The organism is Aliikangiella coralliicola, assembly GCF_007004725.1.
GTDB classification, from domain to species: Bacteria; Pseudomonadota; Gammaproteobacteria; order Enterobacterales; family Kangiellaceae; genus Aliikangiella; species Aliikangiella coralliicola.
On record NZ_ML660162.1, the window covers coordinates 145,131 to 170,490 of the forward strand.

Annotated in this window: 29 protein-coding genes; 16 read left to right on the top strand and 13 right to left on the bottom strand. The window is 39.2% G+C overall.

All coding sequences use genetic code 11. The features are described from left to right. Positions 1-121 precede the first annotated feature (121 nt). Entirely contained in the window at positions 122-964 is an 843-nt protein-coding gene (locus FLL46_RS06680) for a LytR/AlgR family response regulator transcription factor (RefSeq protein ID WP_142892716.1), read from the top strand. 30 nt (positions 965-994) lie between these two features. On the opposite strand, the gene FLL46_RS06685 is transcribed toward FLL46_RS06680, so the two are convergent. After that, positions 995-1,870 (bottom strand): FkbM family methyltransferase, encoded by an 876-nt coding sequence (locus tag FLL46_RS06685; RefSeq protein WP_142892717.1) that lies wholly within the window; start codon positions 1,868-1,870, stop codon positions 995-997. 372 nt (positions 1,871-2,242) lie between these two features. On the opposite strand from FLL46_RS06685, the gene FLL46_RS06690 reads away from it, so the two are divergent. Together FLL46_RS06690 and FLL46_RS06695 are read left to right on the top strand one after the other, a co-directional pair. After that, on the top strand, positions 2,243-2,998 hold the full coding sequence (locus FLL46_RS06690; RefSeq protein WP_142892718.1) for a glycosyltransferase family 2 protein: 756 nt from the start codon (positions 2,243-2,245) through the stop codon (positions 2,996-2,998). 122 nt (positions 2,999-3,120) lie between these two features. After that, a complete protein-coding gene (locus FLL46_RS06695) occupies positions 3,121-4,206 on the top strand; it encodes a glycosyltransferase family 4 protein (protein WP_142892719.1) in 1,086 nt (361 codons plus the stop codon). A 106-nt stretch (positions 4,207-4,312) separates the two neighbouring features. Here FLL46_RS06695 and FLL46_RS06700 read toward each other — a convergent pair whose 3' ends face one another. Further along, the gene (locus FLL46_RS06700; protein ID WP_142892720.1) at positions 4,313-5,083 is read right to left on the bottom strand and encodes a hypothetical protein; all 771 of its coding nucleotides are present in this window, start codon (positions 5,081-5,083) and stop codon (positions 4,313-4,315) included. 234 nt (positions 5,084-5,317) lie between these two features. Here FLL46_RS06700 and FLL46_RS06705 point away from each other — a divergent pair, with 234 nt between their 5' ends. Continuing rightward, positions 5,318-5,560 carry a DUF6316 family protein gene (locus FLL46_RS06705; RefSeq protein ID WP_142892721.1) on the top strand — a complete coding sequence of 81 codons (243 nt, stop codon included), beginning with the start codon at positions 5,318-5,320 and terminating at the stop codon, positions 5,558-5,560. A 71-nt stretch (positions 5,561-5,631) separates the two neighbouring features. Here FLL46_RS06705 and FLL46_RS06710 read toward each other — a convergent pair whose 3' ends face one another. Next, the gene (locus tag FLL46_RS06710; protein WP_246119280.1) at positions 5,632-6,318 is read right to left on the bottom strand and encodes a penicillin-insensitive murein endopeptidase; all 687 of its coding nucleotides are present in this window, start codon (positions 6,316-6,318) and stop codon (positions 5,632-5,634) included. A gap of 204 nt (positions 6,319-6,522) precedes the next feature. On the opposite strand from FLL46_RS06710, the gene FLL46_RS06715 reads away from it, so the two are divergent. Then, complete coding sequence (locus FLL46_RS06715) at positions 6,523-7,050, top strand: hypothetical protein (RefSeq protein ID WP_142892722.1); 528 nt, start codon at positions 6,523-6,525, stop codon at positions 7,048-7,050. 332 nt (positions 7,051-7,382) lie between these two features. After that, positions 7,383-7,568: a putative periplasmic lipoprotein gene (locus tag FLL46_RS06720; RefSeq protein ID WP_142892723.1), complete on the top strand. Its 186-nt coding sequence runs from the start codon at positions 7,383-7,385 to the stop codon at positions 7,566-7,568. A 90-nt stretch (positions 7,569-7,658) separates the two neighbouring features. Here the strand turns inward: FLL46_RS06720 and FLL46_RS06725 are convergent, their stop codons facing one another. Further along, positions 7,659-7,913 (bottom strand): DUF2164 domain-containing protein, encoded by a 255-nt coding sequence (locus tag FLL46_RS06725; protein ID WP_142892724.1) that lies wholly within the window; start codon positions 7,911-7,913, stop codon positions 7,659-7,661. Positions 7,914-7,945: 32 nt separating this feature from the next. Further along, a complete protein-coding gene (locus tag FLL46_RS06730; protein WP_142892725.1) occupies positions 7,946-8,686 on the bottom strand; it encodes an SIMPL domain-containing protein in 741 nt (246 codons plus the stop codon). A gap of 246 nt (positions 8,687-8,932) precedes the next feature. On the opposite strand from FLL46_RS06730, the gene FLL46_RS06735 reads away from it, so the two are divergent. Together FLL46_RS06735 and FLL46_RS06740 are read left to right on the top strand one after the other, a co-directional pair. Further along, entirely contained in the window at positions 8,933-11,773 is a 2,841-nt protein-coding gene (locus FLL46_RS06735; protein WP_142892726.1) for a M16 family metallopeptidase, read from the top strand. Positions 11,774-11,850: 77 nt separating this feature from the next. Beyond that, positions 11,851-12,033: a hypothetical protein gene (locus FLL46_RS06740; RefSeq protein ID WP_142892727.1), complete on the top strand. Its 183-nt coding sequence runs from the start codon at positions 11,851-11,853 to the stop codon at positions 12,031-12,033. Between the two features lie 475 nt (positions 12,034-12,508). Here FLL46_RS06740 and FLL46_RS06745 read toward each other — a convergent pair whose 3' ends face one another. Beyond that, positions 12,509-13,555 carry a helix-turn-helix domain-containing protein gene (locus FLL46_RS06745; protein WP_142892728.1) on the bottom strand — a complete coding sequence of 349 codons (1,047 nt, stop codon included), beginning with the start codon at positions 13,553-13,555 and terminating at the stop codon, positions 12,509-12,511. Between the two features lie 165 nt (positions 13,556-13,720). On the opposite strand from FLL46_RS06745, the gene FLL46_RS06750 reads away from it, so the two are divergent. Next, complete coding sequence (locus tag FLL46_RS06750) at positions 13,721-14,230, top strand: hypothetical protein (protein ID WP_142892729.1); 510 nt, start codon at positions 13,721-13,723, stop codon at positions 14,228-14,230. Between the two features lie 369 nt (positions 14,231-14,599). Here FLL46_RS06750 and FLL46_RS06755 read toward each other — a convergent pair whose 3' ends face one another. Together FLL46_RS06755 and FLL46_RS06760 are read right to left on the bottom strand one after the other, a co-directional pair. Beyond that, positions 14,600-15,001: a VOC family protein gene (locus FLL46_RS06755; RefSeq protein ID WP_142892730.1), complete on the bottom strand. Its 402-nt coding sequence runs from the start codon at positions 14,999-15,001 to the stop codon at positions 14,600-14,602. A 273-nt stretch (positions 15,002-15,274) separates the two neighbouring features. Beyond that, the gene (locus tag FLL46_RS06760; protein WP_142892731.1) at positions 15,275-15,682 is read right to left on the bottom strand and encodes a GFA family protein; all 408 of its coding nucleotides are present in this window, start codon (positions 15,680-15,682) and stop codon (positions 15,275-15,277) included. 180 nt (positions 15,683-15,862) lie between these two features. Between FLL46_RS06760 and FLL46_RS06765 the strand changes: the two genes are divergently transcribed. The 5 genes from FLL46_RS06765 to FLL46_RS06780 all read left to right on the top strand — a co-directional run bounded on the left by FLL46_RS06765 (position 15,863) and on the right by FLL46_RS06780 (position 20,235). Then, complete coding sequence (locus FLL46_RS06765; protein ID WP_142892732.1) at positions 15,863-16,699, top strand: SMP-30/gluconolactonase/LRE family protein; 837 nt, start codon at positions 15,863-15,865, stop codon at positions 16,697-16,699. Between the two features lie 241 nt (positions 16,700-16,940). Continuing rightward, the gene (locus FLL46_RS06770) at positions 16,941-17,123 is read left to right on the top strand and encodes a hypothetical protein (RefSeq protein WP_142892733.1); all 183 of its coding nucleotides are present in this window, start codon (positions 16,941-16,943) and stop codon (positions 17,121-17,123) included. Between the two features lie 123 nt (positions 17,124-17,246). Then, positions 17,247-17,396 carry a hypothetical protein gene (locus tag FLL46_RS26920; RefSeq protein ID WP_168204075.1) on the top strand — a complete coding sequence of 50 codons (150 nt, stop codon included), beginning with the start codon at positions 17,247-17,249 and terminating at the stop codon, positions 17,394-17,396. A gap of 626 nt (positions 17,397-18,022) precedes the next feature. Then, on the top strand, positions 18,023-18,766 hold the full coding sequence (locus FLL46_RS06775; protein WP_142892734.1) for a hypothetical protein: 744 nt from the start codon (positions 18,023-18,025) through the stop codon (positions 18,764-18,766). A 209-nt stretch (positions 18,767-18,975) separates the two neighbouring features. Beyond that, on the top strand, positions 18,976-20,235 hold the full coding sequence (locus FLL46_RS06780; RefSeq protein ID WP_142892735.1) for an aminotransferase class V-fold PLP-dependent enzyme: 1,260 nt from the start codon (positions 18,976-18,978) through the stop codon (positions 20,233-20,235). Between the two features lie 68 nt (positions 20,236-20,303). Here the strand turns inward: FLL46_RS06780 and soxR are convergent, their stop codons facing one another. Next, positions 20,304-20,819, bottom strand: coding sequence for a redox-sensitive transcriptional activator SoxR (gene soxR, locus FLL46_RS06785; RefSeq protein ID WP_246119281.1), 516 nt, complete (start codon positions 20,817-20,819; stop codon positions 20,304-20,306). Positions 20,820-20,936: 117 nt separating this feature from the next. On the opposite strand from soxR, the gene FLL46_RS06790 reads away from it, so the two are divergent. Next, complete coding sequence (locus tag FLL46_RS06790) at positions 20,937-21,326, top strand: nuclear transport factor 2 family protein (RefSeq protein WP_168204076.1); 390 nt, start codon at positions 20,937-20,939, stop codon at positions 21,324-21,326. A gap of 13 nt (positions 21,327-21,339) precedes the next feature. On the opposite strand, the gene FLL46_RS06795 is transcribed toward FLL46_RS06790, so the two are convergent. Next, entirely contained in the window at positions 21,340-21,717 is a 378-nt protein-coding gene (locus FLL46_RS06795; RefSeq protein ID WP_142892737.1) for a hypothetical protein, read from the bottom strand. Positions 21,718-21,752: 35 nt separating this feature from the next. Next, on the bottom strand, positions 21,753-22,979 hold the full coding sequence (locus FLL46_RS06800) for a peptide MFS transporter (protein WP_142892738.1): 1,227 nt from the start codon (positions 22,977-22,979) through the stop codon (positions 21,753-21,755). Between the two features lie 516 nt (positions 22,980-23,495). Here FLL46_RS06800 and FLL46_RS06805 point away from each other — a divergent pair. Further along, a complete protein-coding gene (locus FLL46_RS06805) occupies positions 23,496-24,044 on the top strand; it encodes a hypothetical protein (protein ID WP_142892739.1) in 549 nt (182 codons plus the stop codon). Between the two features lie 198 nt (positions 24,045-24,242). Here FLL46_RS06805 and FLL46_RS06810 read toward each other — a convergent pair whose 3' ends face one another. Together FLL46_RS06810 and FLL46_RS06815 are read right to left on the bottom strand one after the other, a co-directional pair. Continuing rightward, entirely contained in the window at positions 24,243-24,644 is a 402-nt protein-coding gene (locus FLL46_RS06810; protein WP_142892740.1) for a GFA family protein, read from the bottom strand. 74 nt (positions 24,645-24,718) lie between these two features. Further along, the gene (locus FLL46_RS06815) at positions 24,719-25,324 is read right to left on the bottom strand and encodes a class I SAM-dependent methyltransferase (RefSeq protein WP_142892741.1); all 606 of its coding nucleotides are present in this window, start codon (positions 25,322-25,324) and stop codon (positions 24,719-24,721) included. Positions 25,325-25,360 lie beyond the last annotated feature (36 nt).

Below are 25,360 nucleotides of genomic sequence, written 5' to 3' on the forward strand. Positions count from 1 at the left end.
ATTGTCTTTTACAAAATAAACTCACAATAACTAAGTGACTGATTTATAATAACTTGGGGTAAGCGGCAGTATGCTGTGATGAGTAACTAATCGGGTTTAGAGTAGAAAAGGATAAAGTTAATTGAACTGGCAATTATTTAATCGATATGAACACTACTATATCGCCCTCTTCTGGATCTCTATCACCAGTTTGCAAGCCTGGATTAATGCTGAATCTGTGATAGCAGACTACGCCCGGTTAGAAATACCGATTGAAGCCTGGCAGCCTTATTCATGGGAATTTAGCAGTCAATTTGTCAGTGTTTTGTTAATTCCACTTATCATTCTCTTTAACCGAAAATTCTCTTTATCAGGCCCTAATATCACCCGTGGGATTATCGGCCACGTTATATTTTCAGTTGTATTTTCACTCAGTCATGTAGTGGGTATGGTACTTATTCGAAAATTGACCTACTCGCTAATGGGTAGTCACTACGATTTTGGTGACTGGTCTAATGAACTTCTGTACGAATACCGCAAAGATGTTTACAGCTATATCTGGATAATCGCTATTATTTACGCCTACAGGTTTATTGTGAGTCGGCTACGCGGTGAAGCAACCGTTATCGCAACGGGTGAAGATACCCCGGAACCCGAACACCCTGAACGATTGTTGGTAAAAAAACTGGGCAAAGAATTTATTATTAAAGTGTCGGATATTAATTGGGTTGAAGCAGCGGGCAATTACATGAATCTTCATGTGGACAACCGGGTTTATCCGCTCAGGGAAACGATGGCCGGATTGGAACGAAAGCTCAACCCAAAACACTTCGCCCGAATTCATCGGTCCTTCATGGTCAATATTGACAATATCGAAGAAATTAATCCACTAGATAGCGGCGATTTTAGAATCAGACTAAAATGCGGCAAAGTGTTAAATTTTTCCAGAAGGTACCGCGAAAAGGTTAAAGATCGATTAGCTTAAAAAGTGATCTTTTGGCACTATATAGCTGAATCAATATAAAATCTGAGTTAAAGCCTCTCTCAACTGGCTCTCTTCAGATTCATGTACCAAAATATAATCTCTTCGGTATTCGCCGCCAAACTGCTCAACAGAATCTAGAACATCAATCTTTGACTGACTTGTAGAAACCCCCAATATCTTATAATCAATACTTTTTAGCAGCTCACATATCTGAACTAACCTTTTGTATTTTTCTTGATAGGTAGGATGATCAACTTTTGGAATTTGCCAAATTTCACAAAAAAGATAAGGTCGATATCTTTTAATGGTGTCAACTAGTCCACGTAACACCTCTAACTCAGAACCTTCAACATCTATTTTCACGGCGCATAATGACTCCGGCGATAACATTTCAAAAAACTCATCAGCGGGAAAAGTAAATAGATCAAATGAAAATTTCTTGGTATCGCCAAAACGTGCATAATCATTGAGCGACCCCATTTTGTCAGCGCGACGCTTAACATAAAAAGATCGCAGTTCTTTTTTATCAGATAAGGCAAAGGGCAATACGCGAACATTGTTAAATTTATTAGCCCTGATCAGTTCATGAGTATAATAATTACAAATCGCGTTCGGCTCAAAACCAATATATTCTCTTGACCGATCAAGCGCTCTTAATTTAACCATATACAAGCCGATATTAACGCCAATATCAACCACTGTGCCTTCTTTCTGTTCTAAGAAAACTTTCAGTGAATCTGACATCCATTGATCTGCAGGCACCAAAAACCCAGCGCCTAAACCGTGGAGAAGCGGTACTTTTAGCTTCAAGCCAAAATAGTCAGTTTTAGCGCTCTTTAAAGATAAGTCGGACAGCGTTTTATAGATTTCGCGACGAAGCTTGTTAAATTTTTTTGACAGATTCATTCAAATAGACCCTAAGCGTCATTTTCTATGATTAGTTAAGCTTTCAACTCAAAGCGCTAACAAATTAAAGACCGAATTTTCACTCTATTTTTTCCAAGATCTCATTGGCGCACAGCAATATGCGATTTTACCTTTTAAAGTGAAGCTATACTACACCTAAAGTCAGTAAAACACTGGAATCTATTCAAGCTTATCAATGACAAGGCATTCATACGAAATCGGCGCTTCACAAAATCTAGTAATCGACCGTTAAATTCAATAGCCAATCAAGTATTGTGCAGAAAATATATCAGAGTATTTACCAGGGGTCTGTGGCATTTGGCACTTTTTTAAGATACATTAGCGGTCGTTAAAATACCAAAGAACCCGCTTATGAGCAAAAAATTATCCGTTTGCATTATCTGTAAAAATGAACAGAAGAATATAGAACGTTGTTTGCAATCTGTAGCCTGGGCTGACGAGATTATAGTGCTCGATTCCGGTAGCACTGACAACACTTTGGAAATTGCTAAGAGATATACAGATAAGGTATTCGTGCGGGAAGACTGGGTTGGTTTTGGCAAGCAACGTCAGCGCGCAGAAGCCCTTGCCAGCAATGAGTGGATATTTGCCATTGATTGTGACGAAGTTGTTTCCGAGGAACTGCGTCAGGAGATTGTCGAATCACTGACCGCTGCCAATGAAAAAACGGTTATCATGATCAATCGGTTAACTAGTTTTTGCGGACAGTTTATTTATCATAGCGGATGGTATCCAGATTATGTTCATCGAATTTACAATCGAAAACATTTTGGTTACAACGATAAATTAGTGCACGAAGCCGTTAATCATAAAGGCGCCCAGATTACCAAGCTAAAACAAAACCTGCTGCACTATCAATACGACGATATGCACTTGTACCTGGCGAAGCGAAACAATTATGCCAACATTAGCGCAACAGAAAAATTCGAGAAAGGTAAGTCAGGCTCACTAACTCGAGCCGTGCTTTCCTCCGTCGTCGCTTTTATCCGGCACTATTTTTTCAGGCGTGGCTTTCTTGATGGACGGATTGGTTTTGCGATTGCAGTTATTCAGATGCAGTATACATTTAATAAATATATGTTTCTGTTGTACAAAAAACCCAAATAACATCAATTCAAGTGAGAGCAATGCTTTGATAACAATGTGCTTCTAACTTGACTGACTTTTTATATTTACCAACACATCGATAGCTCCGATAATTAAACCCAGGTTAATACTTCGAGATTTTTATGAATATATTGGTTTTCACTACATCCAATGGTCCAATCAACAGTATTCGCCCAGAACTAGAGATTTTTCTCGGTCTTGCCAGGCGCGGTCATAGTGTTACAGTTCTTACGGACGAAAATACCGAGTACGCCAATATTTTTAAAGCAAATGGCATCAAGGTCATCAATCAGCAACCTAAAAAGAAAATTTGCTTCGAATCAATTAAGGTACTTCGCAAGGAACTTCGCGAAAAAAACTACGATGTTGTTTACGCAACCAACTCAAAGTCAATTCCTAACGCTGCTTTTGCTTGTATCGGCTTTCCAACCAAAATGATTACCTATCGCGGCACCACCGGCGGTTTGTATAAACATGACCCAACAGCTTACCTGACGCATTTGCATCCACGAGTTGATGGCATTATTTGCGTCTCGGACGCAGTTCGTGACGATGTTCGTCAACACGTGTGGCGCAATAAAGAAAATGTCGTCACTATTTACAAAGGCCATCATTTAGATTGGTATGATAAGTCTCCAGCCGACCTGTCAGAATTCGGTATTAGCGATAAAGACTTCGTTTTAATCTGTGCTGTTAACGCAAGACCCAGTAAAGGGATCCCGGTGATGATTGAAGCTGCCGATCAGTTAGCTGATCTGGAAAATTTACATCTGCTTTTGGTCGGTAAAAATATGGATCAATATGCAGACATCGTGGAAAAAAATAAGATGCGGGAACGAATTCATATCACCGGATATCGTTATGATGCGCCCGAGCTAATTGTTGCCAGCGACCTTCTGGTTCAACCATCTATCAGCGGAGAGGGTCTACCTCGAGCGGTCATGGAAGCAATGGGTTATGGTACGCCCACCATCGTCACAACAACCGGCGGCGGAAAAGAAGTTGTAGAGAATGGTGTTAACGGCATTGTTGTTCCGACCAAAGATCCTGATGCTATTGCTGCTAATGTTCGCGAACTTTACCATTCACCAGAGCGAATCAAAAAAATGTCTGAAAACTGCAGACAGACGATTGCCGGAAAATTTTCTGTGGACAGTACAGTGGAAGAATTTGTTCGCTATTTTGAAAAAATGACAAACCAATCTTAGTTTATAAATACAAGATAAAAAAACAGAATCTGACTGAACTAATTCAGGTACCCATTCACTTTTGATAACAGAGCGACTAGTTCGAACTCATTGAATTCCTTCTATCTCAGTTTCTCGTATCAAGTGATTGCCAATATAACCCTTCAAGCAACATTGGAGGAAAGTAAACGACTTCCAGAAACATCATTGGCAGAAAACCAATATAGATTGCTGGTGTATCCAGCCTTCTAGTTTCAATTCTATGACAATAAGTACTCTTCGAGGACAACCTGCATTTTTTAAGACTCTCATAGTGCACAAGTACGTGGCCAGCTCTTAAAAGTAAATAAGAAGGTAAATAAAGCAACAGAAGTACTTGCCACTTTTTCTTTTTTGAAAAAGCCTTTAAATAAGTATAAAAGCCATTCAACGTATCAGCGAAAGAAAGAAGTAATGATCGATTAGCATGCTTTTCCGATTCTGCAGAAATGGCCGCCATCTTTAAGATAAAAATTATACCTGACAGCGCCACTAAGGAAATTAGCACAGCCAAAACTGCCAAAAGCTGAAGCCATAATTCATTGCTTTTTAAATAACTATTAGAAAAGATTACTGCAGCCAAAATACCGCAAAACAATCCCAAAATATACTTGGCTTTCGCCTTTAATGCCGCTTCACCACGGTCTAGAAAACTTTTCAAACTGATATATGTAACTAAACCAACAATGCCAAGTAGCGGCCATATCGCAAAAACTAAAATGCTCCACTCGCCACTGAATAGAAATCCAAGGGAAAGCACGATGCCAGCTAAACTTAACAATGAAAAAGCTATTGTTGATGGGATCCCGATAAGATAATAGAGAAATACAAAAAATTTATACGACTTATTTTTTACCATCGTTTAATACTTTCTCCCCAAAAAATTCAGCTTAGTTATCTGCTCGGCACACCACAAAAATCTCATACCGAGAACAAATTAGTGAGTTTACCCTAAAATACAAGCCCAATCGACGATAACCCAAACAAGCTTGAGAGATTTCTCACAAATACTGGTGCTATTGTCTTTACAGCGAGTTTATTCACTTAGTGTACTATAAGCCCGCCTGAAAAATTCAAAATGGATGAATAAACAATGATGACTCAAAAAGCTAATGCTCACAGAATGGAAGATCCTTATCAATACATTCAATTTAAACGCTCCAATCGCATTGTTGTTAATGACGAAGGTTTTCACTATCGAACCCGGGAAGGACAGCTAGTAGGCCCTTTTTCAACCAAGTCTGAAGCCAAATATGACCTCAATACTTTTCTCAAAATCGTGGCTATTGAGAAAGAATTTGAAAATGATGTAGAGCTACTTAAAATCTGGAGTTAGCTTTCGATTGAACCAATCCTTGAAGTTTAGGCATTGAAGAAAAAGTTTTACCGAAATACACAGCGACAGCATTATTGGCATGGAATGGCAAAATCAACATGATAATGCTCATCGTGCCGGACCCAGGAACGCTTCTTTGAAAACCGAATGTTGGCTTTCAGGTAAGCTGAGTATTTAGTTTTAAATAACTCCGGTTGCAAGCTGGGATCAAATATTACTCGCCATAAATCATACCCTTTCTGTTTAGCCGTTTTATCCAGTACAACAATATGAGCGGCGAGCGCCTCATAATCAATTTTCAGCCCCTCATAAACGCCATTTTTATCAAATTCTATGTTATATCCAAATTTGTTAAATGGATTCGTTGGCAAATGAACAGACTTTCCTTTCTTGTTAATCACCGGTGTCATAAAATCCACTGACAATCCGTTACGATGAGTCTTATGAGGCTTAAATTGACCACCTTCCTTAAGGCCTGTTTCAGCATATTTATAGACTTTCTTTGGTTGTTCACTTTCTAATATTCGGTAGGCTTCCACAACAATATCTTTCACCTTTGAATGAACATATGTTCGGCCTGCCGCTCTGGCAACTCGACTATAAGTGACAAAGTTATTTCCACTTGAGGGCAACTCAACGCCATCTTTTAAACGACCTTTTGCAGTCGTTCCAAAACAAATGCTTTCTTTTGCGGCAACGCTAATTGGCATAAATAACAACAGCGCAATGAATAATGTCTTCAGATGCTTCTCCTTCAAATAAGGAATGCTGTTAACAAACAGCTCAATTTAATCGCTACAATATACCAACAATCCCATTATGTTTGCCATGTTCTGAAACGCAAAAAAATCATTGAATTTTTTTTATTAAAGTCTAACGACTCTTTTCGCCTTAACTTTAATTCAATTACTACTAATCAGTAAAAGTCGTTTCGCAAAATTTTATTTATGATTTGCAGCAGTATGACCGATTCAAATATGGATATTTTCAATGATATAATCAATCAAACCTCGCAGTATGAAGATAAAAATAAAATGAATATTGATTGGAATATTTTAAGCTCGATAGCGACAGCTATCGGCTCACTGGCAACAGCCATTGGCGTAATATTTGGTGCATGGCAAATCAGGCTATCAAAAAAGCAATCTCAAGCGGCTTTTGAAGATCACTTTGATCAACAATATCGAGAACTAACGATGGAAATCCCGGTTGATGTATTGATCGGTAAAGTTCCTCAAAAAGAGGATGAAATGCGGGTACGTGAGTTAATCTACAACTACCTCGACTTAACTAATGAACAAGTTTACTTACGCGCAAAAGGCCGAATATCAAAACTTACCTGGGTATCCTGGAGCTCTGGCATCAAAGCACATTTAGAGCGACCGGCTTTTAAACGTGTTTTTGAAGAAATAAAGACCAACAGTAATTTTACCTATCTTGAAAAATTGGTCTCGCAAGATTATCAGGCTGATCCTAAATCATGGTATTAGTTGACACCCAATTAGCTCGCTCCTGTTAATCTGCATTTCTCCGAACTCGCTAAACCAATGCAAAGGAGAGCAACTTATCCTCTTGTGGAATTGCTATTCAGCATAGATTAGACGCTCTCTAAAACGAATAAATTTAAGTGGATTCGCCCATTATTGTTGGATAATTCGGATTAACTTTCCTACTACATAATAAAATTCTACCAAAAAAACCAACGAATAATTTCATTGTAACAACATTGATACAATTTTTTTTACCGAGATGTTAATAATTACTTTTTCTTGTGAAAAAGCTTGATAGTATCAATATCTCTTTAACCAATGGTGTCTTAAAAATGAAAATAGCCGTAGTAGCAATCGTATTTCTTTTCCTATTATCAGGTTGTTCCAGCGTTGCAACAAACAACACTGCAGCATCTGACGCTAACGCGAAAAAAGAAGAAGTGGCTAAAGTTGAGAAAACCTGTCGAGAGACCCCTGTGAAAACAGGTTCGAGAGTTCGCAAAAAAACTTGTCGTTAGAATTTATATAGCCAACATAGAATAATTTGAGACAGCGGGAACCTGTCCACTGTTTCAAATTTTATCATCAGATATGACTAAACCTATTAACTACAGGGTAAAATCTGTTGGTTTCTCTATTTCGTAAATCGCCTCTGTAATAGTATCTATTCGGCTTTCAAAGGCCGCTTTCGCGTCATACAAACCTCGGTTGTAGAAGTAAGACCCGACCTCAACGGAAAAGAAATCTAGTAGAAACTCAGCGTCAAAGTCACCAAGCTCCTGGTCAAGTTCCTCATCAAAGTAAACCTTAATCTTATTAACAAGAATTTGTTTTTCTTCTTTAGAAAATTCTATTTTAGACATCGGTATGGGCTCTTTAATTATTACGACAACGATTAGTCGGTTAGATAAAATGTAATATTGGTGACTACTCTGACATCTTTTTCAATTTTTCGCGTATCACCATAGTCCTCGCCCGCATCTCGAATGTAAAAGCTTCCTTGTCGAGCAGTTCTAATTCCGCCAACGGTAACTCCCGCATTGCTCGCGAATTCGTTCGCCGCAATACGTGCATTTTTAGTTGCCTCACTCAACATGGCGGGCTTAATTTCATTGAGTTGGGTAAAACGATAAGTCGGCGCCTGATTCTGGATATCAATGCCCTGCGCAATGAGTTTGTTTACCTTGGCCCTTACCTCTGCAACCAACCTGACTTTGTTGGTTTCTACACTAATTGAACCTTCCAAATAATGTTTTTCATCGACCAGTTTCTGATTTTCATCGCGAAACTCCTGATAGCCATAGTTGAGCACACCGATCTCAATTTCTTCACTATCAAAACCGTTTTCATTAAGCAGATTAATGATTGTCTGCTGGTGCTTTTCCGAAATTTGATACAACCCGGGAATATCGGCTTTTTTCTTTCCTGCTACACTAAAGCTAACGCTCCAATTAGCCCTGTCAGCGACAACCCGGCGCTCCGCCAAACCTTTTGCTTCAGCAGTGTTTAAAGCAACTTTCGCATTAAACATTGTCTGGCCTACAAAGTACCCGGCAATAGCAATCCCCAAAGCTAAAAAGATCCCTGCTAAAACCAGCCCCCAGCCTCGGTGACTGCCGGCGTTAATATTATCCATGATGCACTCCTTTCTTGATTGGCTTGCTTTATTGATATACTTGGTAACTACAAATTTGCTCTGGTTCTAGGTTAGGCCCCTTTAACCATAAAACAGTAAGCCTCAAAATGTGAAATGTAAACATAACATTAGCTTACAAAATTTCACGGCCCCTGGGGGAGATTGAGTGATTATACCGCGGTTTTGCCATTGCTGCTGTTAATTACCGGCGTTACAATTCAATAAAATAATTAGCCGGGGCAAAGAATGAAAAAATTACTCATCCCATTAGCACTAAGCGGCCTGTTATATGGTTGCCAGACAGAAAGCATAAAGACCACAACAACGACAGCAACCCCTAAAGCCGAACTAACAATCCCTTTCGAAAAATACCAACTTGATAATGGACTTACTGTCATCCTGCATCAAGATAAATCAGACCCGATAGTAGCAATTTCAACCATCGTTCATGCCGGCTCAAACCGCGAAAAGCCGGGACGTACCGGTTTTGCCCATTTTTTTGAACACATGGCATTCAATGACTCGGAAAATGTGCCACAAGGCGCTAACCGAAAAATGATCGAAGAACTTGGCGGCGTTCGCAATGGCGGCACCTGGTCAGATGGAACCATTTACTATGAGGTTGTCCCCAAAGATGCACTAGAGAAACTGATGTGGATTGATTCGGATCGCCTTGGTTTTATGATTAATACCGTCAATGAAGGTGCGCTGGAGCGAGAAAAGCAAGTTGTTAAAAACGAAAAACGCCAGCGTGTTGATAACCAAGCTTACGGACATACCGGTCATGTGATTCGCAAGAACCTCTACCCCGAAAACCACCCTTACAATTGGACCGTTATCGGTGATCTCGAAGATCTACAAGCAGCGACTCTAGAAGATGTAAAAGAATTTTATGCGAAATATTACGGGCCAGCTAATGCCACCCTGGTTATCGCCGGTGACATCGATATATCCGAAACCAAAGCGTTAGTTAAGCGTTGGTTCGGAGAAATTAAAAAATCAGAACCTATTGCTGATCCCAAACCAATGCCGGTTAACCTGACAACCACCAAAAAACTATTCCATCTGGATACTTTTGCCAAGGTGCCAGAACTTCGTATCACCTTTCCTACCGTTGAACAGTATCATCAAGATAGCTATGCCTTATCGGCCCTCGGTGAAATCTTGAGCCAGGGAAAACGTGCTGCTTTATACAAACAAATTGTTGAAACAGAAAAACTGGCCCCTAATGTTGCAGCTTATCAAAACTCTAACGAAATGGCCGGTACTTTCACCATTCGTGTAAGGGCACATGCAGGTAAAGATCTGGACGATATTAACAATGCAGTAACTAAAGCATTGACGAACTTTGAGAAAAACAGTTTTAGCGATAACGATCTCGCACGTATAAAAGCTCGTCAGGAGACTGGATTCTACAACGGCATTTCGAGCGTATTAAATAAAGCCTTCCAACTAGGCTCTTACGAGGAATATGCCGGCGACCCCGGTTTTATCAGCCAGGATATTGAGAACATCAAAAAAGTCACCCGAGAAGACGTCGTTCGTGTTTATAACCAATATATCAAGGGCCAGAACTACATCATGACTAGCTTTGTTCCAAAAGAACAAGCATCACTCATTGTTGATGGTTCAGAGAAAGCCAATGTGGTTGAGGAAAAAATCGTGCAAGGCGCAGAGAAAAACTTTGATTCTGACAAAGTTGTTGAATATCAAAAAACGCCGACTAAGCATAGTCGAGAAGAGCCAGCTCTTAGTGACGCACCACTAATTTCAGTACCGAAAATTCACACTAGCAAAGCAGATAACGGGCTTGAAATCTATAACATAGAGCATACTGAATTACCTTTGGTGAATTTTAATCTGCGAATTGACGGTGGTGCCTGGTTAGAAAGCAAAGACAAGCTTGGTACAGCGACGCTGCTGGCCGAATTAATGAATGAAGGCACTCAACAAAAAACACCTGAAGAACTGGAAGACGCAATTGGACTTCTTGGTGCTGGTATCCAATTTAGTGCGGGTGCGGACGGCATTTATATCAATGGAAATACTTTGGCACGCAACTACAACGCGACCATGGCTTTAGTGACAGAAATGCTGTTGACCCCTCGCTGGGATGAAAAAGAATTTGAGCGAATTAAAGCGCGACGTTTAAACACCATTAAACAGCAAGAAGCGCGTCCTTTCTCAGTCGCTAGCCGCGCCTTTTACAGTCAGGTTTACGGCGATCAACACAGAGCAGGATTACCGACAAGCGGAACTTCAGAAACCGTTTCTCAATTAACACTCGACGACTTAAAAACCTTTTACAACAAGAACCTTTCTCCTAAGAATAGCTCACTGCACGTTGTTGGTGATATTCAGCAAAAGCAGGTTCTTGCGGGTATCCAATTGTTAAGTAAGAAGTGGCAAGGTGAAAAAGTAAGATTACCTGCTTTTACACCTCCAAAAAAAATTGGCAAACCAGTCGTTTATTTTGTCGATATCCCAAGTGCGAAACAATCAGTCATTATTGCTGGAAAGCCGGCACTAGCTGGCAATCATCCCGATCACTACAAATTCAGTGTTGCTCAAAATCGCCTGGGTGGTGGTGGCAGTGCGCGCCTGTTCCAAACGCTTAGAATTGAAAAAGGCTACACCTATGGTGCTTATTCACAAATGAGTAAACGACATTACACAGCACCTTTTTTAACCTATTCTCAAGTACGTTCGAATGTCACGTTAGAGTCGTTGCAAATATTTAAAGATTTAATCGCAAACTACGATGAAACTTTCACAGCAAAAGACTTGTCAACAACGAAGAATCTGTTAATCAAGAAAAATACTCGTAATTTCGAAACCATTAACAATCTGATTAACATGCTAGATGAGGTAAGTAAGTTCGACCTGCCTCATAACTATATTGAGAATCAGCAAAAGGAACTCAACGCCCTGACTTTAGAAGAAGTTAGAAATCTTTATCAAAAGTATGGCGAAGAGCAACAAATGGTTTATGTTGTGGTTGGCGACGCGAAAACTCAACTGGAAAGAGTGAAACAATTTGGTTATGGTGATCCAATCATGCTGGATCGCAAAGGACAAAAACTTTAAAAGCCCACAAAGCCGTTAAATGAATGCCTGAATGCTCAGGTCTCATTTAACGGCATTTTAATTAAAGAATTTCGACTATGTTATTTTGGATTATTATCACATTTGGCGCTTTTGCTTTAGCAACAATATGGCATCAACATCGGCAAAAAAAGCAAAAGCACCAACAACGACTTCATGAAATTCAAAACGAAATAAAAGCTCGAGAAGCCAAACAAAAAGAATCTAAAAAAGCTATAAATGAAACAGAATCGGCCTCTTAAAAAACTGGCACTGCAGCATTTTAAGTAGGAAAATATTTTCATTCCCTTATTTGAACAAAATAAGGTGTCGTAGCTCATATCTAATCTTACAGCACTAAAGAACAAGTTTAGACTTCAACTGACAGGCAGTTATGAGCGATTAACGGACGGCCGGGTAAGTGCCCAAAATAGCCACTCAAATATTAAGATTACTTAACGACAGCTAAGAACGAATTACAAAACATTTCTACCGCGAAAGCGCTTCTTCTATGACAAACCTAGCACTCCACTATATGGAAGGACAAGATTATGTTGAAGGCTTTGTTCATGACTTTAATTTGATCGCACACCACATACTAAGGTGTTTAAGGACAACTCCAGCAAGTACGTTCGTCTCTAGCGAAATAAAGTAGGCAACTCAACGCGTATAAGTTGTTTTCGAATCAGCACTGTTTATTTTCACTGTTCTTCTAACAACTCTCGATTAAATGAACTACTAAGTTGCCAATTGTTGTTTGCGATACTGCCCAGGGGTGCAACCAGCAAACTCCTTAAACGCGCGTGTAAAAGGTGCGGCAGAAGCAAAACCACTTTCAATCCCAACAACAAGTACGGGCCAGTCGTGTTTATCAGGTGCACTTAATATGGTTTTAGCGTATTCAATACGCATCTGGTTAACGTAGTGATTAAAGTTTTTAGCATTGAAATGATTGAGCATAATAGCGCGAATACGATACTCGGGAACGTCTAACTCGCGAGCAATATCGGCTACGCGCAAACTCGACTCCAAAAAGCATTTTTCCTCAACCAACAGCGCATGGATTTGATGAGCGAGTATGCTTTCTTCATGAATGGTTGAACCCGTACTTTTCTCTTTTTGGTTAAGCTGCTGTTGGCGATATCGAATCAGCCCATGAGTGCTGGTTAATATCAATATATAAGCGAAAACTACAAGCCAGTCTCGTCCTGTACCAGCTAATAAGTCAGGTGTAAGAGCAGCGGCAATTAACATGACACTGACAACACTAATCATGAATGATGACAGGTAAATAGTGGTTATTTTACGTTGTGTTGCTGTTGCGCTCTGCAACACTCGGTAGCCTTCCCAAAATGCAAGAATGAGCATACCTGAAGATAATATTGCAATGGCTTCGGATAAAACGGTCGCTAGCGTAGGGATCCAGTCTGTATCTACCAGCCACATTTTTTCAGAAAAACGTAAAAGGTGTCGTAATATCAAGCATGCCCCTAGTAAACCAACGAAAAGGAGATGATGGCGATTGATAGGATTGGCTTTACGGAAAAATGCACGCGAAAATAGCCAGTATCCACTACAGGTGGCAAAACCCAGTGTACCGATCAGGTGGTGATAGGGGGCCCAATAGTCGCCTGTCAATTTACCTGCAATATGCATAGACGAAGATGCACAAAAAATTGCGAAAGCTAAATGCAAAACATGCTTTTCTCGAAGGCGATAATGAATGATGGCTAATGACAGACTTAGTAAAACAGTGAACAATTGCGCAATTTTTAGCAGATCCAATTTTAACTCCCTTCTATTTCTACAGTGATTTTACATTAATTCTGTTCTTTTTCGATAATCTTCTTATTTATTGTTTTTTTCGTGCATCGATTTTCAAATTCGATGCTCCTTAAACCCTAACGCATGGCAGTATTGAGGCGAAATTTAGAAAACTAAGGTATGGCTATGCAAAATAAGTCTGTCATTGATAACGAAGGCGTTGATACAAGTAGAGATAATAATGAGTATGATTCAATACAAAACATCGCCCCACCCGTGCCACTGTGGAAAACATGGGGGCTTCGAATAATTTTTGCTGCAATGGTGATAGTTCTGGGCTCAAAGCAATTGAATTATATTTTAGAGGGAGCTTCTGAATGGAGTAATTGGAGAGGGCTAGGACACGCGATGTTATTCACGCTTGCTGTATTGGCTATTGGAGGTGTCTTTCGTCCCTTGGCGTTTCTACCTATTATGATTTATGAAATTGCTTGGAAAACAGTCTGGCTAGTTGTTGTCGCATTACCACCATGGCTGGCAGGTCAGGAGATTCCGGCCATCGTAAATGCAAAATCATCGATAATTGGAATTTGTATATTAATGATTTTAATTCCATGGCGGTACGTTTGGTGGAGATATTTTGCTCAACCTATTGAACCATGGAGACGCAAAAATCAAGTTAGTAATAACAAATAATAACTGCAATAGTAATTAGGGCAGCGACAGCGATGATGTCTAGGGTATCACGTATGAGTGCATCCAACATTGCTTTTATGTAACTATTCAGTAACGCGAGGGCGGATTGATAGCCGTTCTCGTTATAGTACAAAATGATCGTTTAGACTCTTCCTCACATCAGGCAGTAATAGCACCTAGCCATCCATCAACAAGGGGCTATTAAATGTCCACTAGCAAATCTAGGCATACAATCATTCAAGTTTTTTTGAAGGTCCGTAATTGGCACATAAGCGACTGTCAGATTTGATCAAAACCTAAAAATCATATCTGACAGTTCAAGTTAAGATTTATTCAAATAATGGTACTACACCTTATTTGACCTTCTTGCTATTCATTCATTGGCGTACAAAGCTCAATTAACCCCCCTTCTATATCTCTAATAAAAGCAACGGTTTGTCCCCAAGGTTTTCTCAATGGTTCTGCAACAGAAGTAGCTCCTGACTTAATCGCTTTTTCGTATGCCCCTTGAACGTCATCTGTTACAAAGACAATCTCTTGACCAAAAGGTTTTTCATTTAAACTTGTTTTCTGGTAATCAACACCCAAGTTCATTTTCCCCATTTCATGAGATGCAAAACCTAATACTGCACCTTCTGTCTCCATTTCGCCATATAAAAGCACACCACCTTCCTCGTACTCAAACCGAACTTTTAGGTCAAAAGCTTTTTGATAAAACTCTAATAATCCTTTTACATCTTCTACATAAATAACAACGAAACCCAATTTCATAATTATTTTCTCCTTTCTGCAAGAATCGAAAAGTATATCCGGCATTTTAATATCTGCGATATCAATATTGCTTTGAGGGTGTGGTCAGAATTCTGAATGCGTATGTCAGTACTCTATTCCATGCCTTTCAAGCATCATCAGATACCAAGTTTCATCACAAATATTAGTTCTCGATATTGATATGTCTAACTCGAAATTATATAAAATACTCTACAACACAACTTCTCTCAGCACTTATTTCCTATATCGTGATGCAAATAGCAATACAAAAACTCAAGAAGGTAACCGCTCCAACTTAACCACATTCTCCAACTCTTCATCCCATCCTGCTTTGCTCGATACAAATATATGCGCATTCGGCTTTATCGAAAAATCACTGTCAAGACTGCCCGCAGGAATCACTAATAACTTACCTTCCATTTGCACACTTGGAAGTGCTGAGCCACAATCACTACAAAAACACTTAGCATGCCGCGTATCAGGCACTTGAAAGGATTTAACTTTATTTTCTCCGGCGAGCCAATTTAATTTAGCTCTTGTGGAAAACAGGTTAGCGGCATGCGCTGTACCTGTACTCTTACGGCACCGCTCACAATGGCAAAGATAAAAACTTTCAAACTCTCCTTTGACTTCGAATGCAACTTCACCACAAAGACATGAGCCGGTATTTTTCTTAATCATCAATCAATTTCCTTTCTTATCAACGGTTTCTGTACAAGTCAATTTATGCTCTCTAGTAAGCCATAAAATAGCTATTTTGTCATTCGGCCTTGTATTTCAATGAGATTTATTTTTTAATTTGATTGAACACTATGACTATTTGCCAGAAACAACACTGATATAATGTTCTTCAGGTGCCATATGACGAAACTATCCTTATCACTCTTATTGTTCCTTATCTATCCAAGCACCACGCTAAGCGCCGGGCTTGAGCTTCTATGGTCAGTTAAAAATACCTTTAGTATGCCTGAATCTGCAGCTTTTGATGACAAGCGCCAGGTGATTTATATTTCGAATGTGAATGAGTATGCAAAAGATGGCAACGGTTTTATTTCTCGCGTCAGTCTGGACGGCCAATCTATTGAACTAAAATGGTTAAAAGGACTCAATAGCCCTACAGGACTCGCAGTACTTGCTGATACTCTATATGTAGCTGACTATGATGCACTTGTGGCCATTAACCTGACAAACGGAAAAATCATCCAACGATTTGACGCACCAGATGCGAAATCCAAGCCAGTACTCAATGACGTAGCAATATCTCGAGATGGAATCGTCTATGTTTCAGGGAGTGCCAGTCAAACTATTTATCGCCTGTTAGATAATCAATTAGAATTCTGGGTTAAAGCGCCTGAGCTGCTCAAGTTTGCCAATGGCTTATTTATAAGTAATGGCGTGCTATATCATGGTGGGCTTCATTGGAATGCATTCAATATCGAATCAGGTAAACCAGTTGTTGATATACTCCGACCGGATAAAACGCTAAAAAAATTCGATGGTATTACAAGTGATGGGAACAATGGTTTTTTAGTTACTTTAATTGAAGATTCTCGAATTTGGCATATTCAAAAGAACGGCATTTCTCAACCCTTATCAAAGAAGGAGCTTAATGGGATAGATTTACAATATTTACCTGATAAAAAGCTCTTACTAGTCCCCCAGGTTGAAGGCGGATTCTCCCTCTTTCGCTTTGACTAAATCTCAAACGCTAAAAATGCTTTCTATCATATTTTTTGTCAATTCAACTAGCTGATTAATATGAAATAAGTTGTAATTATGTTCTCACTCCTGAGAAGCTTTGCAAGTAGACTATTCATTTTCACAGTTCGCAAACTATCCACCCTATCCGAAAATTGAGACAGCATTAGTATTAATTTTTTCTTGATTAACTAAAATAATCTCTCCCCATTAAATCCAGATCTAAGCTCGAATAAAAAATATGATAACAAGAACACTTGATGAACTAAAAACCGAACTCGACAAAGCAATTAATCTCGACCATAGTCAACGCCAGGTCATTGAGCTATTTTACTCACAATATAAAGAAATCAGGGTAGAAAATGCAGAAGGCTTTGAAGATGATGGAGATATGCTGATAGTTCAAAGCGGTGCCTATAACTGAGGAGAAGGTGATTTTTTTTACTGGACATTAACTCGTCAAGCAATCATTTTTGACCCGACAGATCCACAACAGCAAAGTGAGATTTATCAATTAGAGCTTCAACTTAGGTTTTTAGTTTCGGATATGAATGAAAAGTTGAGTTGCCAAAGTGAATGGTACGATCATACTGATAAAATACCTGATTTAATTCGCTTTATTGAAACTGACGCTTCATCTCAATGGTCTTTATCCAATCAATATGAGTCTATTTGTGTGCTCACCTACAAAGTCTAACAATATTTATAATATTTCAAGAATAATCTCACGAGTATAATCAGCTTCACTTTCATAGTAACTCATTTATGACGCGAAGCTGACAAACAACACCGCACTCACACAATTATCTTTTTTAGATATCGAAACATCCTCCATTGCAAAACTCACTGAAGACATTGACACTCAAATAAATCTAAACCTGCTATTTTCAGCCTTTCAAACTTACTGCAAAAAACCAACTTATCAATATTCAAACCACCCTACTTTCTGTAGGGTCATTTTATTTTTTAAGTAAACTTAAATGAAATAAAAACGAGATAATTAATTCTACAAAATAAAGAGATAAAATATGAAAAATAAAGAGATAAAAAAGAGAAAAAACGAATTACATATTGATTTATAAAAACACTATTCTATTATCTTGCCTGTTGACTTTCTGGATTGCTTAATACGATGTTCAGAAATTTAGAAATTGAAACATATGGTTGTGTTTTTCTCAACCAGTAACGCAAAAATATTACATTTGTGTGACACAAAAATAATTTCTAAAAACTCAGAACTGAGTGCAGGCAGATGTTCTTTAATGATCAACGATAAGTGAATTACCAATTATCACAAGTCATTTTAATTAAAGAGGTTTAGTAATGGAAACAACAGTCGAAACTCAACAGCAAAAAGACATTAACACAATTCTCGCCAACCCTTTCGTAAGCGCTCCTGTACTATTCAATTTACAGGAACACTCAAATGGCGGTTTATTAATTTCTTCAAACTTCTTGGACACCCGAAACTCAAGTGAAAAGAAAGTTGATAATGAGAGATTATTATCAGGCAGTATCGTTGCTAATCCATCTGTTATTGGTTCAAGTGCACAAGTAATTGCAATGGCAGGAAAATGCCACGGAAAAGCTTCTCAAAGATTGTTGGTGAAAGCAAGTTCACCAAATGCTCCTCAGCAACATAAAACGTTAGATTTCTTCCCTATTTTCGGTTCAAACTACAAGTCGGGAGGCAGCGCTAGCACAGGAGAAAATTTGGGCTTAAGAGTCGTTGATGGTTTCCTTACACCAACTCGCGATTCAGCGGATTTGAGCACCGGCTTAACGATTCCATTAATTGTTGGCCCAGAGTCTGCTGTTATCGGAGATATCGATCAATCAGTATTGTCAGATCTAAACGCATTGAATGTTCCGTGGGGTAATATTTTTAATATCGCTAAAAAAGTATTGCCTGTTGTCGCCAAGTCAGGATACGAGATTTATCAGGAACTTTCTGACGAAAAGAACCAGCGATTAGCCGATAATGACGTGAGTGGTATCTTTGATACAATTACAAGTGTCGCCAAAATAGCAGTACCAATCGCAGGCTCGATTCTTGGTGCACTGTAAAATTATGGTGAAAAGTAATTGAATTAGTCATTTCATGTAATAAACAAAAAAACTGAGAGTTCTCAGTTTTTTTGTTATTTTTATCTGCGATAACTCAGATATCTCTTACTATTGACGCTATAATTCGACAGTTTTTTTTATTATTGGACTATTGACCAACGATTGTTTTTAATTCCATTTAATATGTGATTATGTGGGGTTAACTGACAATGACAAAGCTAAAAAATAAACTCAATAGAAGAAATTTTATACGCAATATCTCCTACAGCGCTTTGGGTGTTAGTCTGGGACTCCCAGCCTCATCTGCTAGCAACCAGAATCCAAGCATTTCCAACAACTTAAAAGAACCTCATAAGACATACCGAATTAAAGACCACTTGATGTTGCAACCCGGTTTATCTTATTTTAATACAGGTAGTCTTGGCCCCACTCCGCAAATTGTCTTGAATACAGTCAATGAAGTCACTCAACTGCTTGAACAAAATCCCGTAGAAAATAACTGGGGAAAACTCGGTCGGACCGCTGATAATGTGCGGAACCTGATTGCAGATTATATCAACGCAAATAGAGAAGAAATCCTGTTAACTAGAAATACAACCGAAGGAATGAACTTGATCGCCGGTGGGCTACAGCTAAAGCCTGGCGATGAAATAGTCACTTCTACAGATGAGCATTACGGCGGACTTGCGGGTTGGAAGTTTTTGGAAAAATATCATGGCGTGAAAGTGGTTAATATCGAATTTCCAAAACATAACATCACACCAGAACTAATTATTGAGAAAATAAAAAAATCTCTCACTTCCCGCACTCGTGTCTGTAGCTTTATGGACATATCGACGGTGACGGGGTTACGCATGCCGCTTCGCCAAATCGCCGATTTAGTTACACCCCGAAACATCCTGCTTGTATGTGATGGTGCTCAGTCAGCTGGTATGCAAAAAGTTGATGTCGCCGAAATGGGCGTAGACGTTTTTGCTACCAGCGGGCACAAATGGTTGTTGGGGCCAAAGGAAACTGGGTTTCTTTATATCCGAAAAGAGATCCAGGAACAGATAAGGTCAATACAACTAGAAACAGGCTTTCGGGTCTACAACCATAACACTGGTACAAGAAATATCGCCAATATCATCGGTTTAGGTAAGGCCATTGAAATGCAACAAAATTGGGGGGGAATTGCCCAGGTTCAACAAGATATTCTCTCACTAAGTAATGATCTGAAAACACACCTAAAGTCACTACCAGGATTAACAGTTATTTCTCCTGAAGATCCAACTCTACAATCGGGAATCACGTCAGTTATTTTGGAAGATCATGACGTAAAGAAAATATACAAAGAGTTAAAGCTGAGAGATATCATTGTGAAAAAACTGGCCAAGCAAAATATTTTACGCTTTTCTACGCATATATTTAATACTCAAGATGAGTTAGAACATTTAGTTAAAACTTTACAAATATTATTGAAGCAATGAGCAGAGCTGAAAATGAGATTTCTGAGAAGTAAGCGCCTTAGGATATTCACTAATGTAATATGAAATAGCTAGCTATTGTCACCTTGACTTTCCTCTATCAGAAAGCGTGGTCCATTGCCACGAGCGGACACATGGTCATTCATATTAACCAGTTTACATACTTTGAGAGACAGACAACCACAACCAATACAAGTCGATAAGTTATCCCTTAATCTCAACATCTGGGTGATACGTTCATCTAGTATCTTCTTCCATTTCGAAGATAGCCGCTCCCAGTCCTTTTTAGTCGGGGTTCTATTATTTGGAAGACTTGAAAGTGCGTCTTCTATTTCTTCTAATGTTAACCCTAAGTTTTGGGCGGCTTTAATCACAGAAATACGGCGAAGCATAGAATGATGATAGCGACGTTGATTTCCCTGAGTGCGAATGGAACTAACAAGATTCCGCTTTTCATAGTACCTAAGTGTCGACGCGTTAATGTCACAGCGCTCTGCAGCTTCCCCAATAGTAAAGAATTTTACCGACTTTCCCATAATGTAATCCAACTCTGTACTTTCAAATAATGATAGGCTTTTAACTTTCATATGATACCAGTTTAAAAACATCTTGACTTAAAGTTAGGTTTAAGTTTTATGCTCCGTACAACCTTTTTGAGCTGTTTGACCTGGCGACTAGCTAGTATAACTTGGGAGCTAATCTCTATGAGCAAATCGAAGTTTTCAGATAAAAGTTTTAACGCGTGGCTTACAAGATACGGAAGAGCCTGGATAGAGCAAAATCCAGATGCCGCTGCTTCGCTATTTACCGCTGACTGTCCCTATTATGATACTCCGTTTAATCAGCCCTTATCAGGAAAAGAGGCCATTCATCAATACTGGACCAAAGGAGCAAAGGAAAGCCAAAAAGATATTGAGTTCAGTTTTGAGGCGGCAAGAATTTCCGGTGTTACTGGATACGCTCGTTGGACCGCAAAATTTACGCGCATTGAAAACGGGCAGCGTGTTGAAATTGAAGGATTCCTCGAAGCTCAATTTAATGAAGATGTTATTTGTACTTGTTTTAGAGAGTGGTGGCATAGTCGGACTATTTAATGTTTCCGTGCCACTAATTATTTGTTGCGAGCAACGCTAACTCGCCATCTACGAAACCGATTCCAATACCTTGCGAGCGATTTAGTATATTCGCTCCCGGCTCTCCACTATTCAAGTACTCAATGCAGAGCTTATTCATCTTTTCCAGACATTCTTCCCATGAATTTCCAGAATATGATAGAGGAATCGCAAGTTGCCTCAGCTTGGGCTCAAATATTTCTTCGCATGCCCAATCAGAATTATGCTTATCGAATTCAGAAGCGCCGATTAGTTCAATTCCAAAGTTTTCACCAGTTTCAAATAAGTTAAAACTGAAGGCTCTAACATCAGGAGGAATTTCTCCGGTTAGTGATTGATTTATCCATTGATAGAATTGTTTCTCGAAGTTCATTTTTTTGCCTTCATACTATTTTCGTTTTTCTGTATTTAGGTATTAGCAACTTCAATATCCGAAGGCTCTTTTTTTGAAGCAATAATCATATAAATCAATATAGCAATTGCTGCAAAACCAAAAATCGCCACAAAATAAGGTATCGAACTTTCATTTTGCTCACCATAGCTTCCAACTACATAGTTACTCACTACACCTGCGAAAGCGAACAATGCGAAACTAGTGCTAATAAATCTTTTGGGACCATAGCGCGCTACTAAAGACATCAGTATTGGTGTAAAAAATAACTCCGATATAGCAAAGATGATTTCTGCCGAAATGAGCAATGTTGCCAAGCCAATTAGCGTTTGGCCAGAATTTGCATACCCAATAAACAACCAAAATAGCGTGTATAAAAGCAAGCCAATGCATAATTTCAACCAAGAGTTAATGCGAATAGCAAACCACATGATGCAGCACAACACACCGACGCTCATGGTGGTCGCAGTTCCAACCATCTGCATGTTCAAGGAATTAGTATTTGAATACTGTTTTAGTTCGGATAGAAACGGATACATCGATTCATAAGAAAACCAATATAAAGTAGATAACAACATAAACAGGCAGAGAAATTTTATACCTCTAGTAACAGGTACATTTTCCGGTATTTCAAGAAAGCTCGTACAATTTACTTTATCTTTCCCAAAGTATAAGACTGTGCAAGCTGCAATTAGTAGCACCGTCGCAATGTAAAAACCAAGGCTAAAACTATAAGTTTCAGCGATGAAGGGAATACTAAGCGCAGCTATGAAAGCGGATACGTTAACCAGTAAAATATGAGTAGTAAATACCCCATCTAATTTTTCCGGGCGATCATAAAATTGGATTGCAAGCAGTGATGTTGCAGTTGGCTTAAACAGTCCGATACCAGCACTCATAACTAACAAGCTCAATAGCACTGAACTAGACGGGCTAAGTGCAAACATAGTGCTACCAGCGGCGAAAACTAGTACCCCCAAAGTCGCAACTTTTAATCTCGATAAAACCAAGTCAGATAGTAATCCACCACCAATCGACATTAAATAAACTGCTACGGTGAATACACCATAAAGATGAAACGCCTCCTCTCGACTCAATCCACCGCCGCCGTCAGCAGCCTCTTTTATTAAAAAGAGAACGAGTATACTTCTTATTCCATAGTAGGCTATCCTCTCTAACACTTGAGCGGTGAAAAGAATAGCTAAACCGGAAGCAGGGTTCGATATTTTATTAGTTTGCGTCATATTCTAGTTATTCGTAAGTGTTCATTCTAAGTCAGATCTTCTAACCTACCGTCTATATCTCATAAACACAACTTAATTTAGACTGGCTTGCCATCAAATGCTTAATGCTGAGATATCTCAGCAGTTATAATTCTTATTTCAAAGATCAATTAACTGGTGACTTTGTTAAGCAAATTTCTTTTAAGATTTTCATCTGGCTATCTCAAATACACTAACCACCCACAGCGAGAAAATGATTTAAACTTTTACAATTTGCTATTTTTATTTCTTAAATAGATTTATTTTTTGAAATTTCTAATTAAATAACTCGCTTTCCAATAAATTCGTTTTTCACGGAAAAATGCCGACTATAATGGTGCCCCAAGCTATTTACACAGCTTCAGTAGCTAGGCTAGCAGTATGGAATGCAACCTCAATTTAAAGGAGAGCAAAGTGAAAAAGTTCATTAGTAGTTTAGTAGCATTTTTGTCCATGTATAGTATTTCGTTATACGCTCAACCCCCTTATGGTCCAGATATGATTAGTACACCCGCCGGTGTAATGAATGAATGGACAGTAACCTATTACAACGATCAGGATTCCGGTATTTTAGGGCCAGTATCACATCGTCAGTGGGCTACACAGCGATTATGTTTCTACTATGCTGGTGTCGCAGACTCACATCAGCGCTATTATGTAGTAAGTTCAAGCTATCGCGGCTGGTATGGTACAGCAACGCAAGAAGGCGATCTTGTCAGAGTAAAATTAACTTTTTGGAATGGCCGAGGTAACGATGAAATCACGTTCGATCTAACAACTATGGGACCAAGAGATCGCGGCATGGGACACTGGGATGAAACTGTAGAAACATGGTCGACATTTGGAATTACTTTTTGGGGCAATACAGAGCTAAGACGTATTGGCACCTGTCAGGTACCAAGTAATGGTGTAAATACTTCAAACGAGTTTTCTACAGCCGATAACTTCCGCAGGCAAATGGGTGGTCTTTTTGCCATTGCCGAAGAAGAGAAAACACCTATGGGCGGTACTCGTGAAGATGCGCAAGAAACAAAACAATCAGATTGATCAACTTTTGCATCCAACCAGAATAGCTCGCGGTTAAGATGCTAGTGAAATTTCAGGAGCCTTTCATGATGTTAATGGCAGGCTCTTATTATTTTCCAGTGAACTATTTTAATTTTCGAGCAACATAAAGTTAATTTGTCAGTATTCGACTTTCTCAGCCCGAACGCTTTATAAGGCAGTGTTAAACCAATCGTCAACTCATCCCTGGAAATCTTCAGGATGCTGTTTGCCTGAATCACCAATCTCGTCCCACGCGGCTTTTGAACTCACCCATATATGATGAGCCACTTTTAAGTTCTCTTCACCATTAGTTATCAAACCAGCCGGTACGTACATGCGTAAATCATCATTGGCACCTGGAAGCGAGGAGCCGCAACTCTTGCAAAAACTTGTTTGCCAATCATGTCCGGGTTTGTCCCAGGTTTTAATCAAATCATTTCCCCGAAGCCATCGAAAGTCATTGTTATTAATCACCACCACTGCAATTCCGCCACTACCAGTTGAGCGACGGCAGATAGAACAATGGCAAATATATACATCCGAAACCTTACAAGAAATTTCGAAAGCGATTGCTCCGCAATTACACTCACCAGTAATCATTCGGTTTTCCTTTTTTCTTCGAAAACACCGAGCACATACGCATTAACATACATAGCTTATTGCCTCCAGACTTATCACTCACACTTTCGAACAACAACTTTCGACCATTTTACCGAATCTTTACTTTTCAGAATGCTTGGCTGGTTTTCTAAAATAAGCAAACACTCAAAGTCATTTTCCTGAAACTGCCTCACAGTCAACTCGACATCCGTTGGATATACTCTGGTTCCCATTCCAGCAGGCCCATTTCTTAGTGAAATAGCGCATTTTCCGCCCTTTTTTACTATGGTAGATAATCGATGGATGGCCTGCTCGCATTCTATTTCATCGAGATGATGCCAGACACTATTGATTAAAATAAAGTCAAACTTATCAGACTCGCAAGCTAAACAATCGAGATGAGGTAAGCAATCTTTAAACCACCGCACCGGGACATTTTGATAGGTATTTTTGGCCGCATCTAAAAATGCCTGCATAGGTTCAACGGCAGTCACATTAAACCCCATTTCCGCTAGTGCCGATGCGTTTTGCCCTGCACCAGAACCAATATCTAGAACTCTTGCAGGCTCGGGCGGTAAAAACGGAATAAAGTCCGCACAGGCCTCGATAAAATCGAGTGACTGACTTGCCTGGATAAAAAGCGGTATAAATCTATCATAACCTTCTGTTCCTGCAACCACGCTATTTCTCACGTAAGACAGTTAAAAAGATACGAT

What these genes read in the sequence shown, in the direction of transcription:
- FLL46_RS06685 (WP_142892717.1), bottom strand. Translation starts at nt 1,870, where the DNA reads ATGAATCTGTCAAAAAAATTTAACAAGCTTCGTCGCGAAATCTATAAA.
- FLL46_RS06690 (WP_142892718.1), top strand. Translation starts at nt 2,243, where the DNA reads ATGAGCAAAAAATTATCCGTTTGCATTATCTGTAAAAATGAACAGAAG.
- FLL46_RS06695 (WP_142892719.1), top strand. Translation starts at nt 3,121, where the DNA reads ATGAATATATTGGTTTTCACTACATCCAATGGTCCAATCAACAGTATT.
- FLL46_RS06700 (WP_142892720.1), bottom strand. Translation starts at nt 5,083, where the DNA reads ATGGTAAAAAATAAGTCGTATAAATTTTTTGTATTTCTCTATTATCTT.
- FLL46_RS06705 (WP_142892721.1), top strand. Translation starts at nt 5,318, where the DNA reads ATGATGACTCAAAAAGCTAATGCTCACAGAATGGAAGATCCTTATCAA.
- FLL46_RS06715 (WP_142892722.1), top strand. Translation starts at nt 6,523, where the DNA reads ATGACCGATTCAAATATGGATATTTTCAATGATATAATCAATCAAACC.
- FLL46_RS06720 (WP_142892723.1), top strand. Translation starts at nt 7,383, where the DNA reads ATGAAAATAGCCGTAGTAGCAATCGTATTTCTTTTCCTATTATCAGGT.
- FLL46_RS06725 (WP_142892724.1), bottom strand. Translation starts at nt 7,913, where the DNA reads ATGTCTAAAATAGAATTTTCTAAAGAAGAAAAACAAATTCTTGTTAAT.
- FLL46_RS06730 (WP_142892725.1), bottom strand. Translation starts at nt 8,686, where the DNA reads ATGGATAATATTAACGCCGGCAGTCACCGAGGCTGGGGGCTGGTTTTA.
- FLL46_RS06735 (WP_142892726.1), top strand. Translation starts at nt 8,933, where the DNA reads ATGAAAAAATTACTCATCCCATTAGCACTAAGCGGCCTGTTATATGGT.
- FLL46_RS06740 (WP_142892727.1), top strand. Translation starts at nt 11,851, where the DNA reads ATGTTATTTTGGATTATTATCACATTTGGCGCTTTTGCTTTAGCAACA.
- FLL46_RS06750 (WP_142892729.1), top strand. Translation starts at nt 13,721, where the DNA reads ATGCAAAATAAGTCTGTCATTGATAACGAAGGCGTTGATACAAGTAGA.
- FLL46_RS06755 (WP_142892730.1), bottom strand. Translation starts at nt 15,001, where the DNA reads ATGAAATTGGGTTTCGTTGTTATTTATGTAGAAGATGTAAAAGGATTA.
- FLL46_RS06760 (WP_142892731.1), bottom strand. Translation starts at nt 15,682, where the DNA reads ATGATTAAGAAAAATACCGGCTCATGTCTTTGTGGTGAAGTTGCATTC.
- FLL46_RS06765 (WP_142892732.1), top strand. Translation starts at nt 15,863, where the DNA reads ATGACGAAACTATCCTTATCACTCTTATTGTTCCTTATCTATCCAAGC.
- FLL46_RS06770 (WP_142892733.1), top strand. Translation starts at nt 16,941, where the DNA reads ATGATAACAAGAACACTTGATGAACTAAAAACCGAACTCGACAAAGCA.
- FLL46_RS26920 (WP_168204075.1), top strand. Translation starts at nt 17,247, where the DNA reads ATGAATGAAAAGTTGAGTTGCCAAAGTGAATGGTACGATCATACTGAT.
- FLL46_RS06775 (WP_142892734.1), top strand. Translation starts at nt 18,023, where the DNA reads ATGGAAACAACAGTCGAAACTCAACAGCAAAAAGACATTAACACAATT.
- FLL46_RS06780 (WP_142892735.1), top strand. Translation starts at nt 18,976, where the DNA reads ATGACAAAGCTAAAAAATAAACTCAATAGAAGAAATTTTATACGCAAT.
- soxR (WP_246119281.1), bottom strand. Translation starts at nt 20,819, where the DNA reads ATGAAAGTTAAAAGCCTATCATTATTTGAAAGTACAGAGTTGGATTAC.
- FLL46_RS06790 (WP_168204076.1), top strand. Translation starts at nt 20,937, where the DNA reads ATGAGCAAATCGAAGTTTTCAGATAAAAGTTTTAACGCGTGGCTTACA.
- FLL46_RS06795 (WP_142892737.1), bottom strand. Translation starts at nt 21,717, where the DNA reads ATGAACTTCGAGAAACAATTCTATCAATGGATAAATCAATCACTAACC.
- FLL46_RS06800 (WP_142892738.1), bottom strand. Translation starts at nt 22,979, where the DNA reads ATGACGCAAACTAATAAAATATCGAACCCTGCTTCCGGTTTAGCTATT.
- FLL46_RS06805 (WP_142892739.1), top strand. Translation starts at nt 23,496, where the DNA reads ATGATTAGTACACCCGCCGGTGTAATGAATGAATGGACAGTAACCTAT.
- FLL46_RS06810 (WP_142892740.1), bottom strand. Translation starts at nt 24,644, where the DNA reads ATGATTACTGGTGAGTGTAATTGCGGAGCAATCGCTTTCGAAATTTCT.